This is a genomic window from Vibrio coralliirubri (genome assembly GCF_024347375.1).
GTDB classification, from domain to species: Bacteria; Pseudomonadota; Gammaproteobacteria; order Enterobacterales; family Vibrionaceae; genus Vibrio; species Vibrio coralliirubri.
The window spans coordinates 1,717,267-1,738,311 of the sequence record NZ_AP025470.1; the positions used below are offsets into that span (position 1 = coordinate 1,717,267).

The following is a 21,045-nucleotide window of genomic DNA, read 5'->3' on the forward strand; positions in this document are numbered from 1 at the left end:
AACCTTTAGATATATACAGTTAACAAATAATTACGTATAACGATCAAAAGGAACCCGTCATGGCACATACACCTCAAGCCAAGTATCGTAAAGATTATCAATCACCATCTCACACTATTTCTGAAATCGATCTTACCTTCGATTTGTACGATTCAGCATCCATCATTACGGCGGTGTCTAGTGTTAAGCAAGAGAAAGATAGCTCGACCTTAGTACTTGATGGTGAAGGCTTGAAGCTGGTTTCTGTTTTGGTAGAAGGTAAAGAGTGGACTCAATATGAACAGTCTGAAACTCAACTGACACTGAATAATTTACCACAAGAATTCACATTAACGATCGTGACTGAAGTCGATCCTGAAGGGAACAGTGCACTTGAAGGCCTGTACAAATCAGGTGGCGCTTTCTGTACGCAATGTGAAGCGGAAGGTTTCCGTCGTATCACTTACTACATGGATCGCCCAGACGTCTTGGCAAAATTCACCACAACGGTTATCGCGGACAAAGCAGAAAATCCATTCTTATTAAGTAATGGTAACCGTGTTGATGAAGGTGAAGCTGAAAATGGTCGTCATTGGGTGAAGTGGCAAGACCCACACCCAAAACCAGCATACCTATTTGCTTTGGTTGCGGGTGACTTTGACGTACTTCGTGATGCTTACACCACGCAATCGGGTCGCAAAGTTGACCTAGAAATCTTTGTCGACAAAGGTAACCTAGACAGAGCTAACCACGCGATGGTTTCTTTGATTAACTCAATGAAGTGGGATGAAGAACGTTTCAACTTAGAGTACGACTTAGATATCTACATGATCGTAGCCGTTGATTTCTTCAACATGGGTGCGATGGAAAACAAAGGCCTGAACGTATTCAACTCTAAGTTTGTTCTCGCGAACGACCAAACTGCTACGGATACCGATTACCTAGGCATCGAAGCGGTAATCGGTCACGAATATTTCCATAACTGGACCGGTAACCGAGTGACATGTCGCGATTGGTTTCAGCTGAGCTTGAAAGAAGGTTTAACCGTATTCCGCGACCAAGAGTTCTCATCTGATCTTGGCTCTCGCGCAGTAAACCGCATCAACAACGTTCGTATTATTCGCGGGCCACAATTCGCTGAAGATGCAAGTCCAATGTCTCACCCAATTCGTCCAGAAAAAGTGATAGAAATGAATAACTTCTACACATTGACTGTGTACGAAAAGGGCAGTGAAGTGATCCGAATGATCCACACATTGTTGGGTGAAGACGGTTTCCAAAAAGGAATGAAGCTTTACTTTGAACGTCACGATGGCACGGCTGCAACATGTGAAGACTTCGTCGCGGCAATGGAAGATGCATCGGGCGTCGACCTATCTCAGTTCCGCTTATGGTATAGCCAATCTGGCACGCCGACGCTGTCTGTTGAAAGTAAGTACGACGCAGAGAAGAAACAATACACATTAACAACTCGCCAAGTAACAGCGCCAACTCATGAGCAAACGGAAAAGCAGGCTCTGCATATTCCTCTTGATATCGAGTTATACACGGCTGCGGGTGAAGTTGTTGAGTTACAATGTAACGGTAAGCCAGTTCATAATGTATTAGATGTGAAAGAAGCAGAGCAAACGTTCGTGTTTGAAAACGTTTCTGAGCAACCGATCCCATCATTACTTCGTGAATTTTCTGCGCCAGTGAAATTGGAATACGACTATTCAGATGAAGAACTGATCTTCTTGATGGTGAATGCTCGCAATGAATTCTCTCGTTGGGACGCGGGTCAAATGCTATTAGCGAAGTACATCCGCAGTAACGTTGAGAAAGTTCAACAGGGTCAAGCGTTTGAGCTTTCTGATTCTGTTGTTGATGCATTCCGTGGTGTACTGCTGAGTGATTCACTAGAGCCTGCGTTTATTGCAGAAATGCTTTCTCTACCAAGCCACAATGAAGTATCGGGTTGGTACGAGCGTGTTGATATTGATGCGGTCGCATCGGTTCTTAACTCAATGAAAGTAACACTAGCTGCAGAACTTGAAGACGAGTTAGCAGCGGTTTATCACAGCCACGCGCTAACGGAATACACGATCGATCACGATTCGATTGGTAAGCGTACTCTACGTAAAGTTTGCCTAAGTTACTTAGCTCATACTGAGCAGGGTAATGACTTGGTTGTTGCGATGTACCAGCAAGCAAACAACATGACAGACACCATGGCAGCAATGGGCGCGGCAAATAGTGCACAACTACCATGTCGTGAAACCTTGATGGCGGATTACAGTGACAAGTGGAAACACGATGGTCTTGTTATGGATAAGTGGTTTGCATTGCAAGGTACAAACCCAAGTTCAAACGCACTTGAAGTGATCAAAGCGTCGATGTCGCACCAAGCGTTCAGTTTGAAGAACCCGAACCGTACCCGTAACTTGGTCGGTTCATTCTTAAACATGAACCCGGTTCAATTCCACGACAAGTCTGGTCAAGGCTATGCATTTGCTGGCGAGATCTTACGTGAACTGAACAGCAGCAACCCGCAAGTGGCTTCACGTTTGATTGACCCACTACTTAAATTCCGTAAGTACGATGATGAACGCCAAGCTCTTATTAAACAGGAACTTGAGACATTGAAGAACATGGACAACCTAGCAAAAGACTTGTTTGAGAAAGTAACGAAAGCACTAGAAGCTTAAGTTAAACGCTCAATAAGATAAGCTGTTTGCTACAACGAAAGGTCATCAGTGGTAGAGAATATCTGCCACTGATTTTTTGTTTCTGGTTCATCGAATTTTCGATAAGCTAGAGAAGTTTTTAAGCTCAGTTTCACCGTCAGACATCGTTAAGTGCCAAAAAATACCGGCACTGTATATTTATGCAGGTATCGTATGAATCGCTATATTTTCCAACTAAACATCTCATATCAGCAGTTTTTGGCCAGCTATTCTGGTGCGGCAAGTAAAGTTCAAGTGATAACAACAACAGGTTTGCGCTTACAGTTACCTGCAACTCGGTTCAGACCATTTCTTACACAAATAGGGGTTAGAGGGCAGTTTAGGCTGACAACTGACCAAAAAAATAAGTTTATTAAGTTAGAAGCTCTGTAAACCTTGGCGTGCCTAGTGAGTTAAAAGGAATCTTAATCACATAATCAAACATTTCACCTCTTACCACCTCTAAAACAATTAACTATTTTTCAATAATGCTTTTACAATAAATGAATGCATTACCTTTGCTTAACTCGTTAGTAGAAAAGCGCTCTACGGCACGTTTCAAACACCAGATTAAGTGATCCCCCTAATAATAAAATATAATTCTAATTGTGGAGTGTGACTATGACCGCACGTGAAACTGTGGTTCCAGTTTTACTTGAAAAAGTTTACAAGCTGATTCAAGACAAACTTGACCTTGCTCATCGACCTCTCGTAACTCAACTTGCTCAACACTTGTTTAGTAACGTTTCTCACGACGATCTGACTCAGAGAAACGAATCCGATTTATATGGTGCTGTAGTTAGCTTATGGCATCACATCAATGAAAAGAAAGCCGACGAAATCTCTGTTCGTGTTTTTAACCCGACAGTAAGTCGTCAAGGTTGGCAGTCTACTCACACTATCGTTGAGATAGTGGTACCAGATAGCCCATTCCTCGTTGATTCTGTAAAAATGGCATTGACTCGCCTCGACCTTTCTTCTCACCTTATGCTTCATAACCCAACACAAATCTCTCGCTCAGATAAGGGCAGTGTTGTCGGTGTTAGCAATAACGAAGGTGCATTCCAATCTCTTTTCCATATCGAAGTTGACCGTCTTAGCAGCAAAGCTGAAATGACAGCGCTTAAAACGGAACTGCTGGATATTTTTACCGACACGAGCTTAGTCGTGAACGATTGGTTGAATATGGTTGAAAAACTTAAAGAAGTGACCAATCAAGTTGAACAGCAAAAAGAGACCATTCCAGTAGACGGCCAACGCTTCGATGAAACTCTGGCTTTCCTTCGTTGGTTAGGCGAGCACAACTTTACGTTTATGGGTTACAAGGAATACGACCTTGTGTCTGTAAATGGTGATACTGAACTGCAACCGACTAAGGAGCAAGGCCTTGGTTTGTTCGCGAATTCAGATCGTGTACGCAACGTTAAGCTGTCTGAGTTTTCGGACTCGGCACGTTTAGAAGCGAAGAAACCGTATGTACTTATCGTAACGAAGGGCAACACGGCTTCACGCATTCACCGCCCAGCTTACAACGACTACATCGGTATTAAGAAATTCGATAAGAACGGTAAGGTAATTGGTGAGCATCGCTTCACTGGTCTTTATACTTCTGCTGTTTATAACCAAACCGTTGAAACGATTCCTCTAGTTCGCGAGAAAGTAGAACGTATCTTAGACGCGAGTGGTTACCGTGAGGGTTCATACTCTTACAAAGCTCTGCACAATATTCTTGAAAACTACCCACGTGATGAACTGCTTCAAGCTCGAGAAGAAGAGTTACTTGAAGTGGGTACAGGCGTAGTTCAAATGCAAGATCGTGATCTTCTGCGTCTGTTCGTTCGCAAAGACCCGTTTGGCCGTTTCTTCAGCTGTATGGTTTACGTAACAAAAGATCGTTACAACACTGAACTTCGCCGCCAAACACAACGCATCTTGAAGCAGTACTTTGGTTGTGAAGAAGAAGTCGAATTCACAACTTACTTCTCTGAAAGCCCACTGGCGAGAACGCACTATATTGTTCGTGTTGATAACAACAACATGGATGTGGACGTGAAAACAATTGAGCAAAATTTAATGGAAGTATCGTCTACTTGGGATGACCGCTTGTCTGAATCAATCATTGCAAACTTCGGTGAGAGCAAAGGGCTTCCATTGTCGAAAGAGTACATGCGTGCATTCCCACGTTCGTACAAAGAAGACATGATGCCAGGTTCAGCCGTAGCGGACATCGAGCGTTTAGAAGCACTAAGCGAAGACAACAAACTGGGTATGCTTTTCTACCGTCCGCAAGAAGAAGCGGCAGACTCTAAAGCAGTTCGTTTGAAGTTGTTCTACCACAGTGATGAGCCAATTCACCTTTCTGATGTAATGCCAATGCTTGAAAACTTTGGCCTGCGCGTTATCGGTGAATCTCCATATGAAGTGCGCAAAACCAATGGTGTGACATATTGGATCCTTGATTTCTCTATGCTGCACAAGAGCGACAAGACAATTGATCTTCGTGAAGCTCGTGATCTTTTCCAACAAGCTTTTGCGGCAATTTGGGCGGGTGAGTTAGACAGCGATGGTTTCAACCGTTTGGTATTGGGCGCTGGTCTTTCTGGCCGTGAAATCTCAATCTTACGTGCTTATGCTCGTTACATGCGTCAAGTGGGTTTCCCATTCAGCCAACAATACATTGAAGACACATTGTCTCATTACCCAGATTTAGCAAAAGGGTTAGTGAGCTTATTCGGCAAGCGTTTTGACCCGAAACTGAAGGGCAGCGCAAAAGGCCAACAAGATCTTATTAAGAAGATCACTGAACAGTTGGATCATGTAGAAAGCTTGGATGACGATCGTATCATTCGTCGCTACATGGAAATGATCACTGCAACGCTTCGTACTAACTACTACCAAGTAGACGAGAACAAGCAGTCTAAACCTTGGCTAGCTCTGAAAATGAGACCAAGCGAGATTCCAGATATCCCAGCGCCGGTTCCTGCGTTTGAGATCTTCGTTTACGCACCAGACATTGAAGGTGTGCATCTACGTGGCGGTAAAGTAGCACGTGGTGGTTTACGTTGGTCAGACCGTCAAGAGGATTTCCGTACTGAGATTCTAGGCCTAGTTAAAGCACAACAAGTGAAGAACACTGTGATTGTTCCTGTTGGTGCTAAAGGTGGTTTCGTTTGTAAGCGTCAACACATGATGTCTGGCCGAGACGAGATCTTTTCTGAAGGCCAACGTTGTTACAAGCGCTTCATCCGTGCATTGCTAGACGTTTCAGACAACATCATTGAAGGTGAGGTTATCCCACCTAACAGCGTTGTTCGTCACGATGAAGATGACCCATACTTGGTTGTTGCAGCCGATAAAGGCACCGCGACATTCTCAGATCTAGCGAACTCAGTAGCGGAAGAGTACAACTTCTGGCTAGGTGATGCGTTTGCATCAGGTGGATCTAACGGTTACGACCACAAAGCCATGGGTATCACGGCAAAAGGTGGCTGGGAATCGGTTAAACGTCACTTCCGCGAAATGGGTATCAACTGTCAAAGCACAGACTTCACTGCCATTGGTGTGGGTGATATGGCGGGTGACGTATTTGGTAACGGTATGCTGCTATCTAAGCACATTCGCTTACAAGCTGCGTTTAACCACATGCACATCTTCATTGACCCGAATCCAGAGTCGGCATCAAGCTGGGTAGAGCGTGACCGTCTGTTTAATCTGCCTCGTTCAAGCTGGGAAGATTACAATAAAGACCTGATTTCTCAGGGTGGTGGCATCTTCTCTCGTCGAGCGAAGTCTATCTCTCTAACACCTGAAATTCAGAAAATACTCGGCACCAAGAAAGCATCAATGGCACCAAATGACTTGATCAAAGCGATCTTGTCTATGAAGGTTGATCTACTTTGGAACGGCGGTATTGGTACTTACGTTAAGTCTTCTAGTGAGACTCATACCGATGTGGGTGACCGTGCAAATGACGTGCTACGTATCGACGGCCGTGATCTGAAAGCTAAGGTTGTTGGTGAGGGCGGTAACTTGGGTATGACTCAATTGGGTCGTATTGAATACGCTCTAACGGGCGGTAGAGTTAATACTGACTTTGTAGATAACGTTGGTGGTGTAGATTGCTCGGATAACGAAGTTAACATTAAGATCTTCTTGAATGGCTTGGTGTCTAATGGTGATCTAACAGTTAAACAACGTAACCAAGTTCTTGAATCTATGGAAGACGAAGTAGGCGAAATCGTACTAGACGACGCTTACTGCCAAGCTGAGTCTATCTCTGTTACTGAGCATCAAGGTGTTGGCTTAGTGAAAGAGCAAATCCGCTTTATCCACACAATGGAAAAAGCAGGGTACTTAGACCGCGGTTTGGAATACATCCCAGATGACGAAACGCTGCTAGAACGTGAGAAGCAGGGCCAAGCACTAACAAGACCTGAACTATCAGTATTGATCGCTTACGGTAAAATGGTTCTAAAAGAAGATCTTGTGAGTGATGATATTGCGAATGATGAGTTCCATGCTCAACAACTGATGCAATACTTCCCAACAGAGTTACGCCGTAACTACTCTCAGCACATGGATAGCCATCCACTTCGTGCAGAGATCATTGCGACTGCGCTTGCTAACCAAATGGTTAACGAGATGGGCTGCAACTTCGTGACTCGCTTGCAAGAAGAGACGGGCGCTAACATTGTTGATATTGCGAATGCTTACGCGGCATCACGTGAAATCTACGGTCTGGGTAAGGTATTGAAGAGCATTCGTGAACTGGACAACATCTCAAGTTCTGAAGCTCAATACGAATTGCTTTACCATGTACGTCGTACACTTCGCCGTCTAGCACGCTGGTTGCTAAGAAACCGTACCGGTAAACAGTCAGTGAATGCATTGATTGAGCTTTACCAAGGTGATGTCGTTGCGATTACTGAGAAGCTTGATGAAAACCTAGTAGCATCAGAAGTAGAAGAGCATCAAGCAATGGCTCAACTATGGATTGACCAAGGTGTAAACGCTGAGCTGGCTAATTCAGTGGCTCGTTTGTCTAGCCTGTACTCTGCACTGGATATATCCACAGTGGCTCGTGAAACAGGTAAAACAGTACAGCAAGCGTCTAAGCTTTACTTCAACCTAGGCGACCGTTTGTCACTGCACTGGTTCTTGAAGCAAATCAATGGCCAAGCTGTAGACAACAACTGGCAAGCACTGGCGCGTGCAGCATTCAGAGAAGATCTGGATTGGCAGCAACGTCAGTTAACTGGCCAAGTACTTAACTGTGGTTGTGCTTCAGATATCGATGTGATTAAAGCGCTTGATGACTGGATGGAAAGTAACTCTGTTTCTCTACATCGTTGGGAAAGCATCCTTAACGAATTCAAAGTGGGTTCTGTTCATGAGTTTGCTAAGTTCTCAGTAGCACTGCGTGAATTGATGCTGTTGAATCTAAACTGTATGTCGAAAGATTAGTCACTAGATTAAGACGAAAAACTATAAGGGCAGGCCACAAGGTCTGCCTTTTTCGTTTCGGTAAAGTGGAAACAATAGGCCTAACGATTTTTGAAGAACCAATTTCGACGCACACGTTGTTTGTTGTTAAGTGAGCTGGTGGCTGTACTAAGGTTGTGATTAGAAATGGGCTAATAACCTGAAGAAAACGATAACGTTTGCTTAATAATGAACCTCATTCGTTAGCAAACTCGATTATCTTACCCTTACAGACAGTAATAGATTGAATAGTTGGGTAAATAAGTAAATAATATCGCCCCGTTTACACGGGGCTTTTTTCTATCGGAGGCACAATGCTTTACCGTCTAGCCAGAACTGGCTTTTTCCAACTTGATGCCGAAAAGGCACATGATCTTGCAATTCAAAATTTCAAGCGCTTCACAGGCACACCTATTGATCTTTTGTATCGCCAACAATTACCTCACCGACCTGTAGAGTGCATGGGTCTTACTTTTAAAAACCCAGTTGGCTTAGCTGCCGGCCTAGATAAAAACGGCGAATGTATCGATGCATTTGGCGCAATGGGTTTTGGTTTCGTAGAAGTAGGAACAGTGACTCCACGTCCACAAGCGGGTAACGACAAACCTCGTTTATTCCGTCTTGTTGAAGCTGAAGGTATCATCAACCGCATGGGTTTTAACAACCTAGGTGTCGATAACCTTGTTGAGAATGTTAAGAAGTCGAACTACGATGGCATCTTAGGCATTAACATCGGTAAGAATAAAGACACACCAATTGAAAAGGGCGCCGAAGATTACTTGATCTGTATGGAGAAGGTATATCAATACGCTGGTTACATTGCTGTGAACATCTCTTCACCAAACACTCCAGGACTTCGTTCTCTACAATACGGCGAAGCTCTAGACGATCTATTGTCTGAACTTAAAACGAAACAATCTGAACTGGAAGAGAAGCATGGTAAATATGTTCCTCTTGCTCTTAAGATTGCTCCGGATCTAAGCGACGACGAAATTCGCCAAATTTGTGAATCATTGATCAAAAATAAGATCGATGGTGTGATCGCAACAAACACAACATTGGATCGTTCAATCGTTGAAGGCATGAAACATTGCGATGAAGCGGGTGGCCTAAGTGGACGTCCAGTTCAATCTCGTAGCACTGAAGTAGTTCGTAAACTTCACGAAGAGCTGGGTGACAAACTGCCGATCATTGGAGTAGGTGGTGTTGACTCGTATGTTGCTGCAAAAGAGAAAATGATGGCGGGCGCTAAGCTTGTACAGGTTTACTCTGGTTTCATCTACAAAGGCCCAGGCCTAGTTGGCGACATCGTTAAAAATCTATAAGCTGAAATTGCTTTTATTTTTGAAAAGCGACAATCTGGCATCGTCTTACTAAAAGAGACACTGTAACTCACTGAGTTGTAGAGAAAAGCGATAAGAAAGAGGAATTCATTTCCTCTTTTTTTTTGCCTATTGCTCAGTAAAATTACTGTAATTGAAGGTAATTTTGCGTTTTACCTAATGGAATGGTTCAACAGTGTGAGACGAAATGATGCTTAAACCTAGCGATACATGGAGTTGGTATTACGATGAGCAACAATGTTCATTAATGCTAAACCTCGGAGAGGATATGATTTTCAAAACGAATCTGGTCCGCAATAAGCTGGTGGACTGCGCGTTTAGAGATAATGAATTCACCGTTGATGACGCATCTTCATACCAAACCTTCAAAGAACAAATTTCTGGCTTAGAACTGTCAGAGCCTCGCCAAGCTGAACTCGCGCTTTATTGCGTGGCAGCAAAACGCTTCCACAAGCCTGTACAGCCTAAGAGTTGGTTCTTCGACTCACAGGGCGCTGGCCACGAATACCCTCAAGAAGGGGATATCGTACAAATGAATAACGAGCATAGCTTAGGGTATTTCATTGTATTAGAAGTGGGAGAGTGTGCGAGCCTATGTGCATTTGTCGACCTAGAAGAGTTTCTGCTTACACCTTCAAAAGGGTTACGCTTTGGCGACTCAATTAAGGTCATGCACGATAGAATGATAGACGCGAACGCTATTCTTCATCAAACGCACATTGCGATGGTCGGTTAACCTTCAATCTAGTCCATCATTTCTCACACACATCGCAACGCATCAACCTGTCAAATCTTCCCCAAAATCGGCTCATTAGCCGATTTTTTTGTGCCTAAAAAACCTCAACCTGATAAATACATCACTGCTTATCCATTTAAATAGTGAACTTACGACTATTTTTTCACCTTAATTTCTGCCTGTTTTTATCTTCAGAAGTATAATTTGCCCATCTTTATTCCCTGTTTTTGTCCTTTTGTAGCTAACTTTCACCCTTAAATTTCGTTTGGTATATACCAATTTAGGGGTGAATATAAATTCACATTGTCGCTTTGGCAGGGATTTGCTCATGAATCGTGTTGGTTTGATAAGTCTTATGTTCTAAGGGGATGTGGGTAAGCGATCGCTTCAACACTGTGCGTTTGCTAGCCAGTTAGAAGAAAGATTCAATGAAAAGACGAGTTTAGTGTGATGCTCTAGTAACAAATTCAGGTATAATCGAGCTCATTTTTATCAATAAAAGAACACTATGAATCAATATCTAGCGGTTACCTCAAATGGCCTTGAGAATTTATTAGTTGAAGAACTAACCCAACTAGGGATTACAAACGCAAAACCTGTTCAAGCAGGTGTTAAATTCAAAGCCACCAATGAGCAAATTTATCGTTGTTGTTTGTGGAGCCGTTTGGCTTCTCGATTTGTACGTGTCCTTTCTGAATTCACTTGTATGGACGACATGGATTTGTACCTATCAACCACTGCGGTTAACTGGGTAAATCAATTCCATAGCTCTAAGCGTTTTGTTGTTGACTTCAATGGTACGAACAACGAAATCCGCAATAGCCAATACGGTGCGATGAAAGTAAAAGATGCCGTTGTTGATTGCTTCGAGAAGAAGTCTCTACCTCGTCCCTCTATCAGCAAAGAGAACCCAGACATTCGCATTCACGTTCGTCTACACCGTGATAAAGCGATTCTTGGTGTTGACATGGTGGGCAGCGGTCTTCACCAACGTGGTTACCGTCCAGAATCAGGTCGTGCACCTCTGCGTGAAACACTTGCTGCAGCTATTCTTCTTCGTAGTGGTTGGGATGCGACTAAGCCTTTCCTAGATCCTATGTGTGGTTCAGGTACGTTAGTGATTGAAGCGGCTATGATGGCTGCAAATATGGCTCCAGGTGTTAAACGCCAGAAGTGGTGTTTTGAATCACTAGAAGATTTCGAACCAGAGCTTTGGGCTGAAGTGAAAGCGGAAGCGAACGTTCAAGGCCGTCGTGGCGTTAAGAAAGTAGAATGTAAGTTCTATGGCTATGACAATGACGAACGCATGATCAAAACAGCGCGTGACAATGCTCGTCGTGCTGGTGTTGAAGAGTTGATTGAATTCGAAGTAGGTGATGCTGCAAAACTTAAGCGTCCTACCGAGTTTACTGATGGTGTGATTGTTTCTAACCCACCTTATGGTGAGCGTCTTGGTACAGAGCCGGGTCTTATTGCACTTTACACGGCGTTCGGCGCGCAGCTTAAAGCTGAATTTGGCGGTTGTAACGCGTCTATCTTCTCTAGTTCAGACGAACTACTGAGTTGTTTACGCATGCGTGCAGACAAACAGTTCAAATTGAACAACGGTGCGTTACCGTGTCACCAAAAGAACTACTCAATTTCAGATCGTCCGATGTCAGAGCGTCCAACAGGCGAGCAAGAACAGCTGATTGCTCCTGACTTTGCAAACCGTCTTAAAAAGAACATCGGTAAAATTGGCAAGTGGGCTAAGAAAGAGCAATTAGATTGTTACCGTATCTACGATGCGGACTTACCAGAATACAATGTAGCGATTGACGTATACCCAGGTCACCTTGTGATTCAAGAATACGCAGCGCCTAAAGATGTACCGGAAGACAAAGCAAAACGTCGCCTAACCGATATTATCCGTGCTTCTATTCAAGTAACGGGCGTTGAAGCAAACAACGTGGTTCTTAAGGTTCGTCAGAAGCAGAAAGGCCGTTCTCAATACCAAAAGATGGCTCAAGACTCATCTAACCTAGAAGTGAACGAATACGGCGTTAAGCTGATTGTTAATCTTCATGATTACCTAGATACAGGCTTGTTCTTAGATCATAAGATCACTCGTCGTCGTATTGGTGAGATGGCTGCTGGCAAAGACTTCCTAAACCTGTTTGCTTACACGGGCAGTGCATCTGTTCATGCTGCAGTGGGTGGCGCACGCTCTACAACAACGGTTGATATGTCGAATACCTACCTTGAGTGGGCAAAACAGAACATGGAGCTTAACGGTCGTGTTGGTCGTCAACACCAGTTTGTTCAAGCTGACTGCTTACAGTGGTTGGTTAAAGAGCAGGGTTCTTACGACCTGATCTTTATTGATCCACCTACGTTCTCAAACTCTAAGCGTATGGATCAATCTTTCGATGTTCAACGTGATCACATTCAGTTGATGGAAAACCTTAAGCGTCTTCTTCGTGAAGAAGGCACGATTGTGTTCTCTAACAACAAACGTCACTTCAAAATGGATCTAGAAGGTCTAGAAGCGTTAGGTCTTAAAGCTCAGAATATCTCAGCTAAGACGCTTCCATTGGACTTCTCTCGCAATAAGCACATTCATAACTGCTGGTTGATTACACATAAGTAATTAAGAGATTGTATAAGGATATATAGTGCTGACTCTCTACAGTACAGAAGGGTGCCATCTATGTGAGATGGCATTCAAACTCACGGAACAGTTAAACATTAGCCATCACGTCAACGTTGTCGACATTGCATTTGATGATGAGCTCTTTTCCCGTTACGGGGTCACTATTCCGGTGCTCAAATTTGAAAGCTCTGATCTTTCTCAAAGCTCAGAGCTTAACTGGCCATTTGGCTTGTTAGAACTTAATGATTGGTTAAAGAAGAATGGCATTACTTACAATTCATAACGGGCAATTAGCGTTTGGCGATCACCCGTTATTAGATCGTGCGGATTTTGCACTGCAAGAAAACGAACGTGTGTGTTTAGTAGGGCGCAATGGCGCTGGTAAGTCTACATTGATGAAAATCCTGTCTGGGAACATCATCATGGACGACGGCAAGATGCAAATCACACAAGATGTGGTTGTATCTCGCCTTGAGCAAGATCCACCGCGTAATGAAGAAGGCACCGTTTATGATTACGTTGCAGGTGGCCTAGCGGAAATCGGCGAACAGTTGAAGATCTATCATGATCTTCTGGATCTCATCGGTACTGACCCTAGCGAAAAGAACCTAAACCGCCTTACTCGCGTTCAAGAGCAACTGGATCATGCGAACGCATGGCGCTTTGAAGATCGCGTAAGTAACGTAATGGCTGCGCTTAAACTCACTGCTGAAACAAAACTGACTGATTTATCTGGTGGTTGGCAGCGTAAAGCGGCGCTTGCTCGTGCGCTTGTATGTGACCCAGACGTGCTTCTACTTGACGAACCGACTAACCACTTGGATGTTGCGACAATCGAATGGTTAGAAGGCTTCCTGAAAGACTTCCGTGGTTCAATCATCTTTATCTCGCATGACCGTGCTTTCATCAAATCGATGGCAACACGCATTGTTGATCTTGATCGTGGTAAGTTGAGCTCGTTCCCTGGCGATTACGAAAACTACCTGTTAGATAAAGAAGAAGCGTTACGTGTCGAAGAGATGCAAAACGCTGAATTTGATAAGAAGCTTGCTCAAGAAGAAGTATGGATTCGTCAAGGCATTAAAGCTCGTCGAACTCGTAATGAAGGCCGCGTACGTGCGCTTAAGAAGCTACGTGAAGAACGTTTGAACCGTCGTGAAGTACAGGGCAAAGCGATTATCCAAATCGACGATGGCCAGCGTTCAGGCAAGATTGTATTTGAAGCTGAGAATCTTAACTTTGGCTTTGAAGGCAAAGAAATTGTTAAGGACTTTAGCTTTAACATTATGCGTGGCGATCGTATCGCTCTGATTGGTCCTAACGGGTGTGGTAAGAGTACAGTACTTAAACTACTTCTTGACCAGCTTAAGCCTGATTCAGGTCGTCTGCATTGTGGTACTAAACTTGAAGTGGCTTATTTCGACCAATACCGCGAAATCCTAGACCCTGAGAAGTCTGTAATTGATAACCTAGCGGATGGTAAGCAAGAAGTGACAGTAGGCGGCCGTGAGCGTCATGCACTAAGCTACTTACAAGATTTCTTATTCTCTCCTAAACGTGCTCGTACTCCTGTTAAAGCGCTATCTGGTGGTGAGAAAAACCGTCTGTTATTAGCTCGTATCTTCCTTAAGTCGAACAACTTATTGATTCTCGATGAGCCAACCAACGATCTAGATATCGAAACTTTGGAACTTTTAGAAGATTTGCTTGCCAACTATCAGGGTACGCTTCTTTTAGTGAGCCACGATCGTCAGTTTGTTGATAACACCGTTATGACAAGTTGGATCTTCGAAGGTAACGGTGTGATTGAAGAATTTGTTGGTGGTTATCACGATGCTCAGCAGCAAAGAAAGCAAGCATTAGAGTACCGACAGGTTGAAAAGCCATCAAAGCCTGAGAAAGTAGTTGAGGAAACTCCCAAAACTGCGCCAGTTAAGGCTAAACCTAAGAAGTTATCGTATAAGCTACAACGAGAACTAGAAGCGCTACCAATGCGTTTAGAAGAATTGGAAACTCAAATTGAAACTCTTCAGGAAGAAGTCAACGATCCAAGCTTCTTTTCAAAATCTGTAGAGCAGACACAACCAGTATTAGATAAGCTATCTGCAGCAGAGCAGGAGCTTGAAGTTGCTTTTGAGCGCTGGGAAGAGCTCGAGGCACTACAACAGGAAAGTTAAGAAGTAATAATGACTTGTACTAAATTTAAATTAACTACAGTTGCAGCATTAGTTTTTGCTGCAACTAACGCGAACGCTGCGCTTTATAAGGTAGTGGAAGTAACGCCTTCTTTTGCTGATGAACCTGAAATATCTGAGATATTTGGTGTAGCTATTCAGCCAGCGACTGTTTCTGGGACAGAGAGTTGTTTTACTACTGGTACTGTCGGTGGGGTGGCATGTGACAGCTTCAAATTAGCTGGTGAAACTCGCAATGCAGTTGATGGAATCGGTTATCGCGAAGAAGTTCCGTTTGCTATGGATGCACCGTTCCAATACATTCAAGAACGTGATGACTTTGAAAACTACTGCTACCGTGAGCTTAGATATTCTACTTGTGAAAGTTGGGCAGACAATCGTTGGGCTACTTGGAGTAAAGAAAGCGACCTTAGTTATGTAAACGCGAAAGCTTTTATTGATAACGGTAGCTCTATAAGTCCTTACAATGTAGCAATTACCGCTCTGGATGAATCAGGTGCACCACTTGGTATTGAGTCAAACGGTAACGACATTCGTTACAATGCGGTTACAACAGTGCCTCTTACAGCCTCATCTGAATCACGTGCTTGGGGCGCTCTAACCGTTAATGATGGTACTGCAGACATCGTTTACAATTTTGGTAGTATTTCTGTTAAAGGACCTAAAACGGATACTTCCGATACGACATTCAGCTCTAAAGCTGCTATCTGGAAAGATGGTGAAGTACACGAGTTTGACTGGACTCGTGGGGGGAATGCTCAGGAAGGAGATTACTTTGCCCAGGGCAGTATGCGTGGTCTTGTTGAGAACGATGGTAAATTATATGGTGTAGGGTTTGATACCGCTAATGGTAACAATGACCTACAAGACATGAACGCAAGTGTCTTTGTGAGTAACTCATTAGATATTTCAGGAGCTACTTGGACAACTAAAATTATTAGCGGTGCAGAGGTTAAGTCTGGCTCGTCCAACGATGATGCTAGATACAGTAACTCTGTAGCGACTGACATCAACGATAATTTGTTCGCGGTTGGTTATTCTAAGCGTAATGGTTATGTACCAGAGAGCGGTAGTGCAGGTAATAAGCCTTTCGTTGTAACCGATGCCAAAAACCCAACAGCAACGTACTTGTCTGGTGGTATCTTCTTTGGTGGTTCAAGTGGTGAAGCTAAAGCGGTAAACAATTTCAATGAGTTTGTTGGCCAGATTGACGCTGAGACGACTCGTGAAGTAGATGGCAGCGAGCGTAGACACCGTGGTTTTATTTACCCTTATGCTGTTGAGGCTCCAAATAATGTGAGAGTTGACGCAGTATTTAACAATCAGGCTTGGTGGCTAGATGATCTGACCAATGGTGCAAATGCTGATGGTCAAGACTACTCTGATGCTAATAACTATTTCCGAATTATTGATGCAACAGATATTAATGATGCAGGTGTTATCTCTGGTACTGCTATAAAATGTACCGTGGGTGGCAAGGCACAAGCGTATGATACAACATCACACAACTCTTACTGTGGTGGCGCTTCGTCTAACGCGGTAGAAGAGGTTGTAGCCGTTAAACTGGTTCCAATTGCTGGTGCAACTAAAGATGATATTCAAACTCGTAGCGCAGATACCGAGAAAGTAGATCGCCAAGGTGGTAGCCTAGGTTGGTTAACTTTGACTGTGCTTGGTCTGTTAGGGTTCCGCAGAAAATTTAAATAATTTTATCTCTTGAGCCCGAGTTCACAATTCTGAACTCGGGCTTTTTTTCGCCTTGAGAAAAGTGAAAATCTGATCGATTCTTAAAGTTGGAGTAACAAAAACTCCGCAAAGTTGTAATCATTGTATGTTAGTAAATGGAACACCCGTATGAGGACTGCACTATGAAGAGACAAAAGCGTGATCGACTAGAACGAGCACAATCTCAAGGTTACAAGGCTGGTTTAAATGGACGGTCGCAAGAAGCTTGCCCATATAGCCAAATGGATTCTCGGTCTTATTGGTTAGGTGGTTGGCGTGATGCCAAAGATGATAAGCAATCAGGTCTCTATAAGTAGATAGGGCGTAAAGAATTCAAGGTCAGGGCTCCATTGTCTGTTGATTACAACGGCTGGAGCCTTGTTAGTTTCAGAACAACACAAAGACTCCCAGAGCTATGTAGCATTCTAGTTTCGCTATCATAAGCGTATCGCTGGTGGATTTATCCTGTTTCAAGCTTAATACGGGATATTTTAATGCACTATAACTAAATTTATTGGAGCGAAAATAAAGCAGCCATGGGCTGCTTTACTAAAAATCTAACTAACAGATTAGAATGCTGACGTATCTTGGAAAAGGCCAACTTTCAGATCTTTAGCAACATAGATCTCTTTACCATCAACAAGTACGCGACCATCCGCAAGGCCCATAACTAGGCGACGGTTAACAACACGCTTCATGTGGATCTCGTAAGTTACTTTTTTCGCAGTAGGTAGAATTTGACCAGTGAATTTCACTTCGCCAACACCTAGAGCACGACCTTTACCTTCGCCGCCAACCCAACCAAGGTAGAAGCCAACTAGCTGCCACATTGCGTCAAGGCCTAGACAACCAGGCATTACTGGGTCACCCGGGAAGTGACAATCGAAGAACCATAGGTCAGGAGTAATATCCAGCTCAGCAAGAACTAAACCTTTACCATAATCACCTTCAGTTTCAGACATCTTAGTGATGCGATCCATCATTAGCATGTTCGGTGCTGGTAGTTGAGGGCCTTGTGGCCATAGTTCGCCTTGGCTTGATGCTAGAAGCTCTTCGCGAGTGTAAGAATCACGTTTGTTTTGCATTATCAATTACTCCGATTTTTGATAGGTGCATATTAGTGAACAGGTGTACGCTAAACAAGTCCGATCAGTACTAGACAAACCAGTTTTTAATGCGTCCAACGATTCCAATAGGGTGCTCATGTCTTTCAAAGTTTTCAATACGTTCCGCGATTTTGCTCAGAACGCTTTCTTGTTCATCGTCTCTAAATGGTTTGTTCATAATGAGTGGAATTGCTTCGTCTACATTAGACACAGACCAAATATGGAATTCTTCATTCTTAATGCTTTCAATAAGGTCAGGCTTTAGTGCAAGATGTCTTAAGTTCGATCTTGGAAGGATCACACCTTGTTCGCCTGTTAAGCCGTTGTGCTTACACACATGGTAGAAGCCTTCGATTTTCTCGTTTAGCCCGCCAACCGCTTGTACACGACCAAATTGGTCAACTGCACCTGTAACCGCAATTTGTTGATTGATAGGGTATTCAGACAAAGCACTCACCAGAGAGCACAGTTCCGCTAGAGAAGCACTATCGCCATCGACTTCGCAATACGATTGCTCAAACACAACAGAAGCAGCGTATGGCAACGGATCTTCAAGGTTTAGTGCGCTGCTCACAAATGCTTGCATGATCATCATACCTTTAGCATGAAGATTACCACCCAGTTCGGCTTTGCGCTCAACGTCGGCAATGTCACCATCACCAAAGTGAATAACGCAGGAAATTCGTGCAGGTTCACCATAAGAGATCGGGTGTCCTGGAACATCGATAACCGTCAGACCATTAACTTGACCAACTTGTTCGCCCTCAGTTTCGATAATGACTTGGCCATCTCGAATATCATCAAGAGCGCGTTCTGGTAGGTACGATTCACGGTTGTATTTGTGCTGTTGAGCTTGTTGGATATGGTGAATATCAATCTCGCCATTGTCGGATTCAATCAAAGCTTCGTTCAATAACGCATTGTGCCAAATAGGACATAATGGAATATAGCTCTGATCTTCAGTCTCTCTTGCTCCGGCAGTAAGAATGCCCGTTAACGCTTGTTGCGTGATGGTTGGCAATTCATAGCGTTGTTGAAGCCACTTAAGGTAACCAAGATATTGAGTCAAAGTATCTTCAGATAGCTTGATATCTTGTTCAATTTCGCTAAATAGGCAAAAACCGGTTTGAATATCTCTGTCCAGGTAATCAAGGTCACCTAGTTGAGCTCTATCTCCAACCACAATCAACTTAATGTTGTATGTCAGAGGCAAAGTTGGAGATTGGTTCAAGTGCTCTGGGTTGCTGCTGATTGGCTCTACGGCTTCACCAAGCAATGCTGATTTAAGCAGTAACCAGCTTCCTGGGTTGGCCAAGATCAAGTTTGCTGAAACGATCAGATAGCCGTTGTTTGCTCTAGCCAGTAGGCCGGGCTTTGTCGCTACAACCTTACCGTCTTTTGACTGAACTTGGTCAAACAGAGAGACAGCATTTAAAGACTCAGTTTTTATAACCGGTAGAGTGTGATCATCTAAAGCAGTGACTAGAGATTCAACAATCATTTGACGATAGATCGAATTGTCTGGAGCGTTTACAAGCAAAACACGCGAAAGGTTAGACAAACGGACAAAGCGGGTTAGCGCATCTTTGAATCTATGTTGAATATCTGAAAACGGGAAAGGCGAGATGTCAGGGAATTGCTCTAATTGAGCGCTATATTCGTCGTACTGAGGCGTAACATGTCGCCAATCTACTTGAGTCATTTAAGTTTCTGATTATGATAATGAGGTAGGGAGTATATAGAAAAACTGATCTCGCTTGTAGCTCTATGTTGTAGTTACTAATCACTAAGCTAATATAAGTATGATCTTGGTCTATTCTTTCAAGACAATAATTGTTAAATAGCCTATTTTGGGTTACGCTGTCACTAGGATTAACTCTCGAGATTAGACATGAAATATCAGCAACTTGAAAACTTGGAATGTGGTTGGAAATGGAACTATCTGGTCAAAAAATGGAAAGAAGGCGAGTCGATCACCTGCCACATTGATTCAAGTGAAGCTGACGTTGCTGTTAAAGCCTTATTGAAGCTTGAACACCAACCTACAGGTGTCCTTGAATGGATATCTAAGAACATGTCTCCTGAGCTCGATAACAAGCTTAAACAAGCGATCAGAGCTAAGCGAAAACGCCACTTCAATGCTGAACAAGTTCATACAAAGAAAAAATCAATCGACCTTGATTACCGCGTATGGGAAAAGCTATCTCAACGCGCGAACGAGCTAGGCTGTACGCTCTCAGATGCTATCGAGTATTTGGTTAGCGAAGCGTCCCGTAGTGAACAGGCGAGCAAAACAGTAACCAGTCTCAAAGAAGACTTAAGCAAGCTTCTTTCTGACGATAAATAATCATCAACAGTAGTGGTGACGTTATGATGTACGTGATCTTAATCGGTGCGGCGTTGGTCTTTTGGTTAGTTGCTGTTGATCGACCGGTATTAAAAATCAAATTTAACGATGGGGCGATCGAACAAGTTAAAGGTCACCTGCCACCGAGCTTTAAGCACAACCTTCAAGAAATTGGTCACAACAACGCCTTTAAAGGTGAGTTAAAAGTGTATGCTAAACGCTCTGGCTACAATCTCAAGTTCACTAAAGATGTGCCTAAAAACGTACAACAACGTATTCGTAACGTGTTTCCGCATAATGGGTTTAAGTCTAAAGGCTCAAAGAAAGCGTAATCGTTGAGAGTTACGTGTTAGCTGGTCAATCTTCATACTAAGTTAATCCTTCACTTTCCTTAAATCTCCGCATACTGTTCTCATCTTCAACAAAGAGAGAGCAGTATGAGATATCTAGTATTCCTATTGTGTTTTTTATCCCCAGTTACTTTTGCCGACGATGCATTGGTTAATCCCGTAGCTAAAAAAATCAAAGTCACCGTCATGAAAGGGCTCAACAAGAGCAATGTTGATTTCGATGGTTATTGCGATCTTATGATTGAGATGAAGCACTCTAAAGGTTACGCAAGAATCAAAAAGGTGAGAACGTCTGGTGATAGCAACGTTTGCAAACAGGCGAAAAAGTACTTGCCGAAGAAGAAAAGGTTCAAATACAGCTTTCCAGAAAAGTATATCCGGTTACATGTCATGTATTAACCGCTTACAATGCACTATAACTAAATGGTCTTAATTTTGTTGAAACA

15 protein-coding genes are annotated in these 21,045 nt (G+C 43.3%); 13 read left to right on the top strand and 2 right to left on the bottom strand.

What is annotated here, in order from left to right; translation table 11 throughout:
* The first annotated feature begins 59 nt into the window (after positions 1–59).
* From pepN to rmf, 10 genes are all read left to right on the top strand, one after another.
* A complete protein-coding gene (gene pepN / locus OCV20_RS07720; protein WP_086775763.1) occupies positions 60–2,666 on the top strand; it encodes an aminopeptidase N in 2,607 nt (868 codons plus the stop codon).
* 192 nt (positions 2,667–2,858) lie between these two features.
* Positions 2,859–3,077 (top strand): DUF2835 domain-containing protein, encoded by a 219-nt coding sequence (locus OCV20_RS07725; protein ID WP_004733645.1) that lies wholly within the window; start codon positions 2,859–2,861, stop codon positions 3,075–3,077.
* A 228-nt stretch (positions 3,078–3,305) separates the two neighbouring features.
* Positions 3,306–8,147, top strand: coding sequence for an NAD-glutamate dehydrogenase (locus tag OCV20_RS07730; RefSeq protein WP_086775762.1), 4,842 nt, complete (start codon positions 3,306–3,308; stop codon positions 8,145–8,147).
* A 332-nt stretch (positions 8,148–8,479) separates the two neighbouring features.
* Positions 8,480–9,490: a quinone-dependent dihydroorotate dehydrogenase gene (gene pyrD, locus OCV20_RS07735; RefSeq protein ID WP_017063847.1), complete on the top strand. Its 1,011-nt coding sequence runs from the start codon at positions 8,480–8,482 to the stop codon at positions 9,488–9,490.
* A gap of 205 nt (positions 9,491–9,695) precedes the next feature.
* Positions 9,696–10,244, top strand: coding sequence for a cell division protein ZapC (locus tag OCV20_RS07740; protein WP_017059680.1), 549 nt, complete (start codon positions 9,696–9,698; stop codon positions 10,242–10,244).
* Positions 10,245–10,752: 508 nt separating this feature from the next.
* Positions 10,753–12,873, top strand: a complete 2,121-nt coding sequence (gene rlmKL / locus OCV20_RS07745) for a bifunctional 23S rRNA (guanine(2069)-N(7))-methyltransferase RlmK/23S rRNA (guanine(2445)-N(2))-methyltransferase RlmL (protein ID WP_048610935.1) — start codon at positions 10,753–10,755, stop codon at positions 12,871–12,873.
* Positions 12,874–12,940: 67 nt separating this feature from the next.
* Positions 12,941–13,159, top strand: coding sequence for a glutaredoxin family protein (locus OCV20_RS07750; RefSeq protein WP_048610937.1), 219 nt, complete (start codon positions 12,941–12,943; stop codon positions 13,157–13,159).
* A complete protein-coding gene (locus OCV20_RS07755) occupies positions 13,137–15,053 on the top strand; it encodes an ABC transporter ATP-binding protein (protein WP_048610939.1) in 1,917 nt (638 codons plus the stop codon). The genes OCV20_RS07750 and OCV20_RS07755 overlap by 23 nt, the downstream gene beginning before the upstream one ends.
* Before the next feature lie 9 nt (positions 15,054–15,062).
* Entirely contained in the window at positions 15,063–16,778 is a 1,716-nt protein-coding gene (locus tag OCV20_RS07760) for a DUF3466 family protein (protein ID WP_086775761.1), read from the top strand.
* A 161-nt stretch (positions 16,779–16,939) separates the two neighbouring features.
* On the top strand, positions 16,940–17,113 hold the full coding sequence (gene rmf, locus OCV20_RS07765) for a ribosome modulation factor (RefSeq protein WP_017059676.1): 174 nt from the start codon (positions 16,940–16,942) through the stop codon (positions 17,111–17,113).
* A 252-nt stretch (positions 17,114–17,365) separates the two neighbouring features.
* On the opposite strand, the gene fabA is transcribed toward rmf, so the two are convergent.
* The gene (gene fabA, locus OCV20_RS07770) at positions 17,366–17,881 is read right to left on the bottom strand and encodes a bifunctional 3-hydroxydecanoyl-ACP dehydratase/trans-2-decenoyl-ACP isomerase (protein WP_017059675.1); all 516 of its coding nucleotides are present in this window, start codon (positions 17,879–17,881) and stop codon (positions 17,366–17,368) included.
* 70 nt (positions 17,882–17,951) lie between these two features.
* On the bottom strand, positions 17,952–19,604 hold the full coding sequence (locus tag OCV20_RS07775) for an AAA family ATPase (protein ID WP_086775760.1): 1,653 nt from the start codon (positions 19,602–19,604) through the stop codon (positions 17,952–17,954).
* A 189-nt stretch (positions 19,605–19,793) separates the two neighbouring features.
* Between OCV20_RS07775 and matP the strand changes: the two genes are divergently transcribed.
* The 3 genes from matP (at position 19,794) to OCV20_RS07790 (ending at position 20,998) form a co-directional block, all read left to right on the top strand.
* Complete coding sequence (matP, locus tag OCV20_RS07780; RefSeq protein WP_086775759.1) at positions 19,794–20,249, top strand: macrodomain Ter protein MatP; 456 nt, start codon at positions 19,794–19,796, stop codon at positions 20,247–20,249.
* A gap of 23 nt (positions 20,250–20,272) precedes the next feature.
* A complete protein-coding gene (locus tag OCV20_RS07785) occupies positions 20,273–20,581 on the top strand; it encodes a DUF3634 family protein (RefSeq protein WP_048615968.1) in 309 nt (102 codons plus the stop codon).
* Positions 20,582–20,686: 105 nt separating this feature from the next.
* A complete protein-coding gene (locus OCV20_RS07790; protein ID WP_086775758.1) occupies positions 20,687–20,998 on the top strand; it encodes a hypothetical protein in 312 nt (103 codons plus the stop codon).
* Positions 20,999–21,045 lie beyond the last annotated feature (47 nt).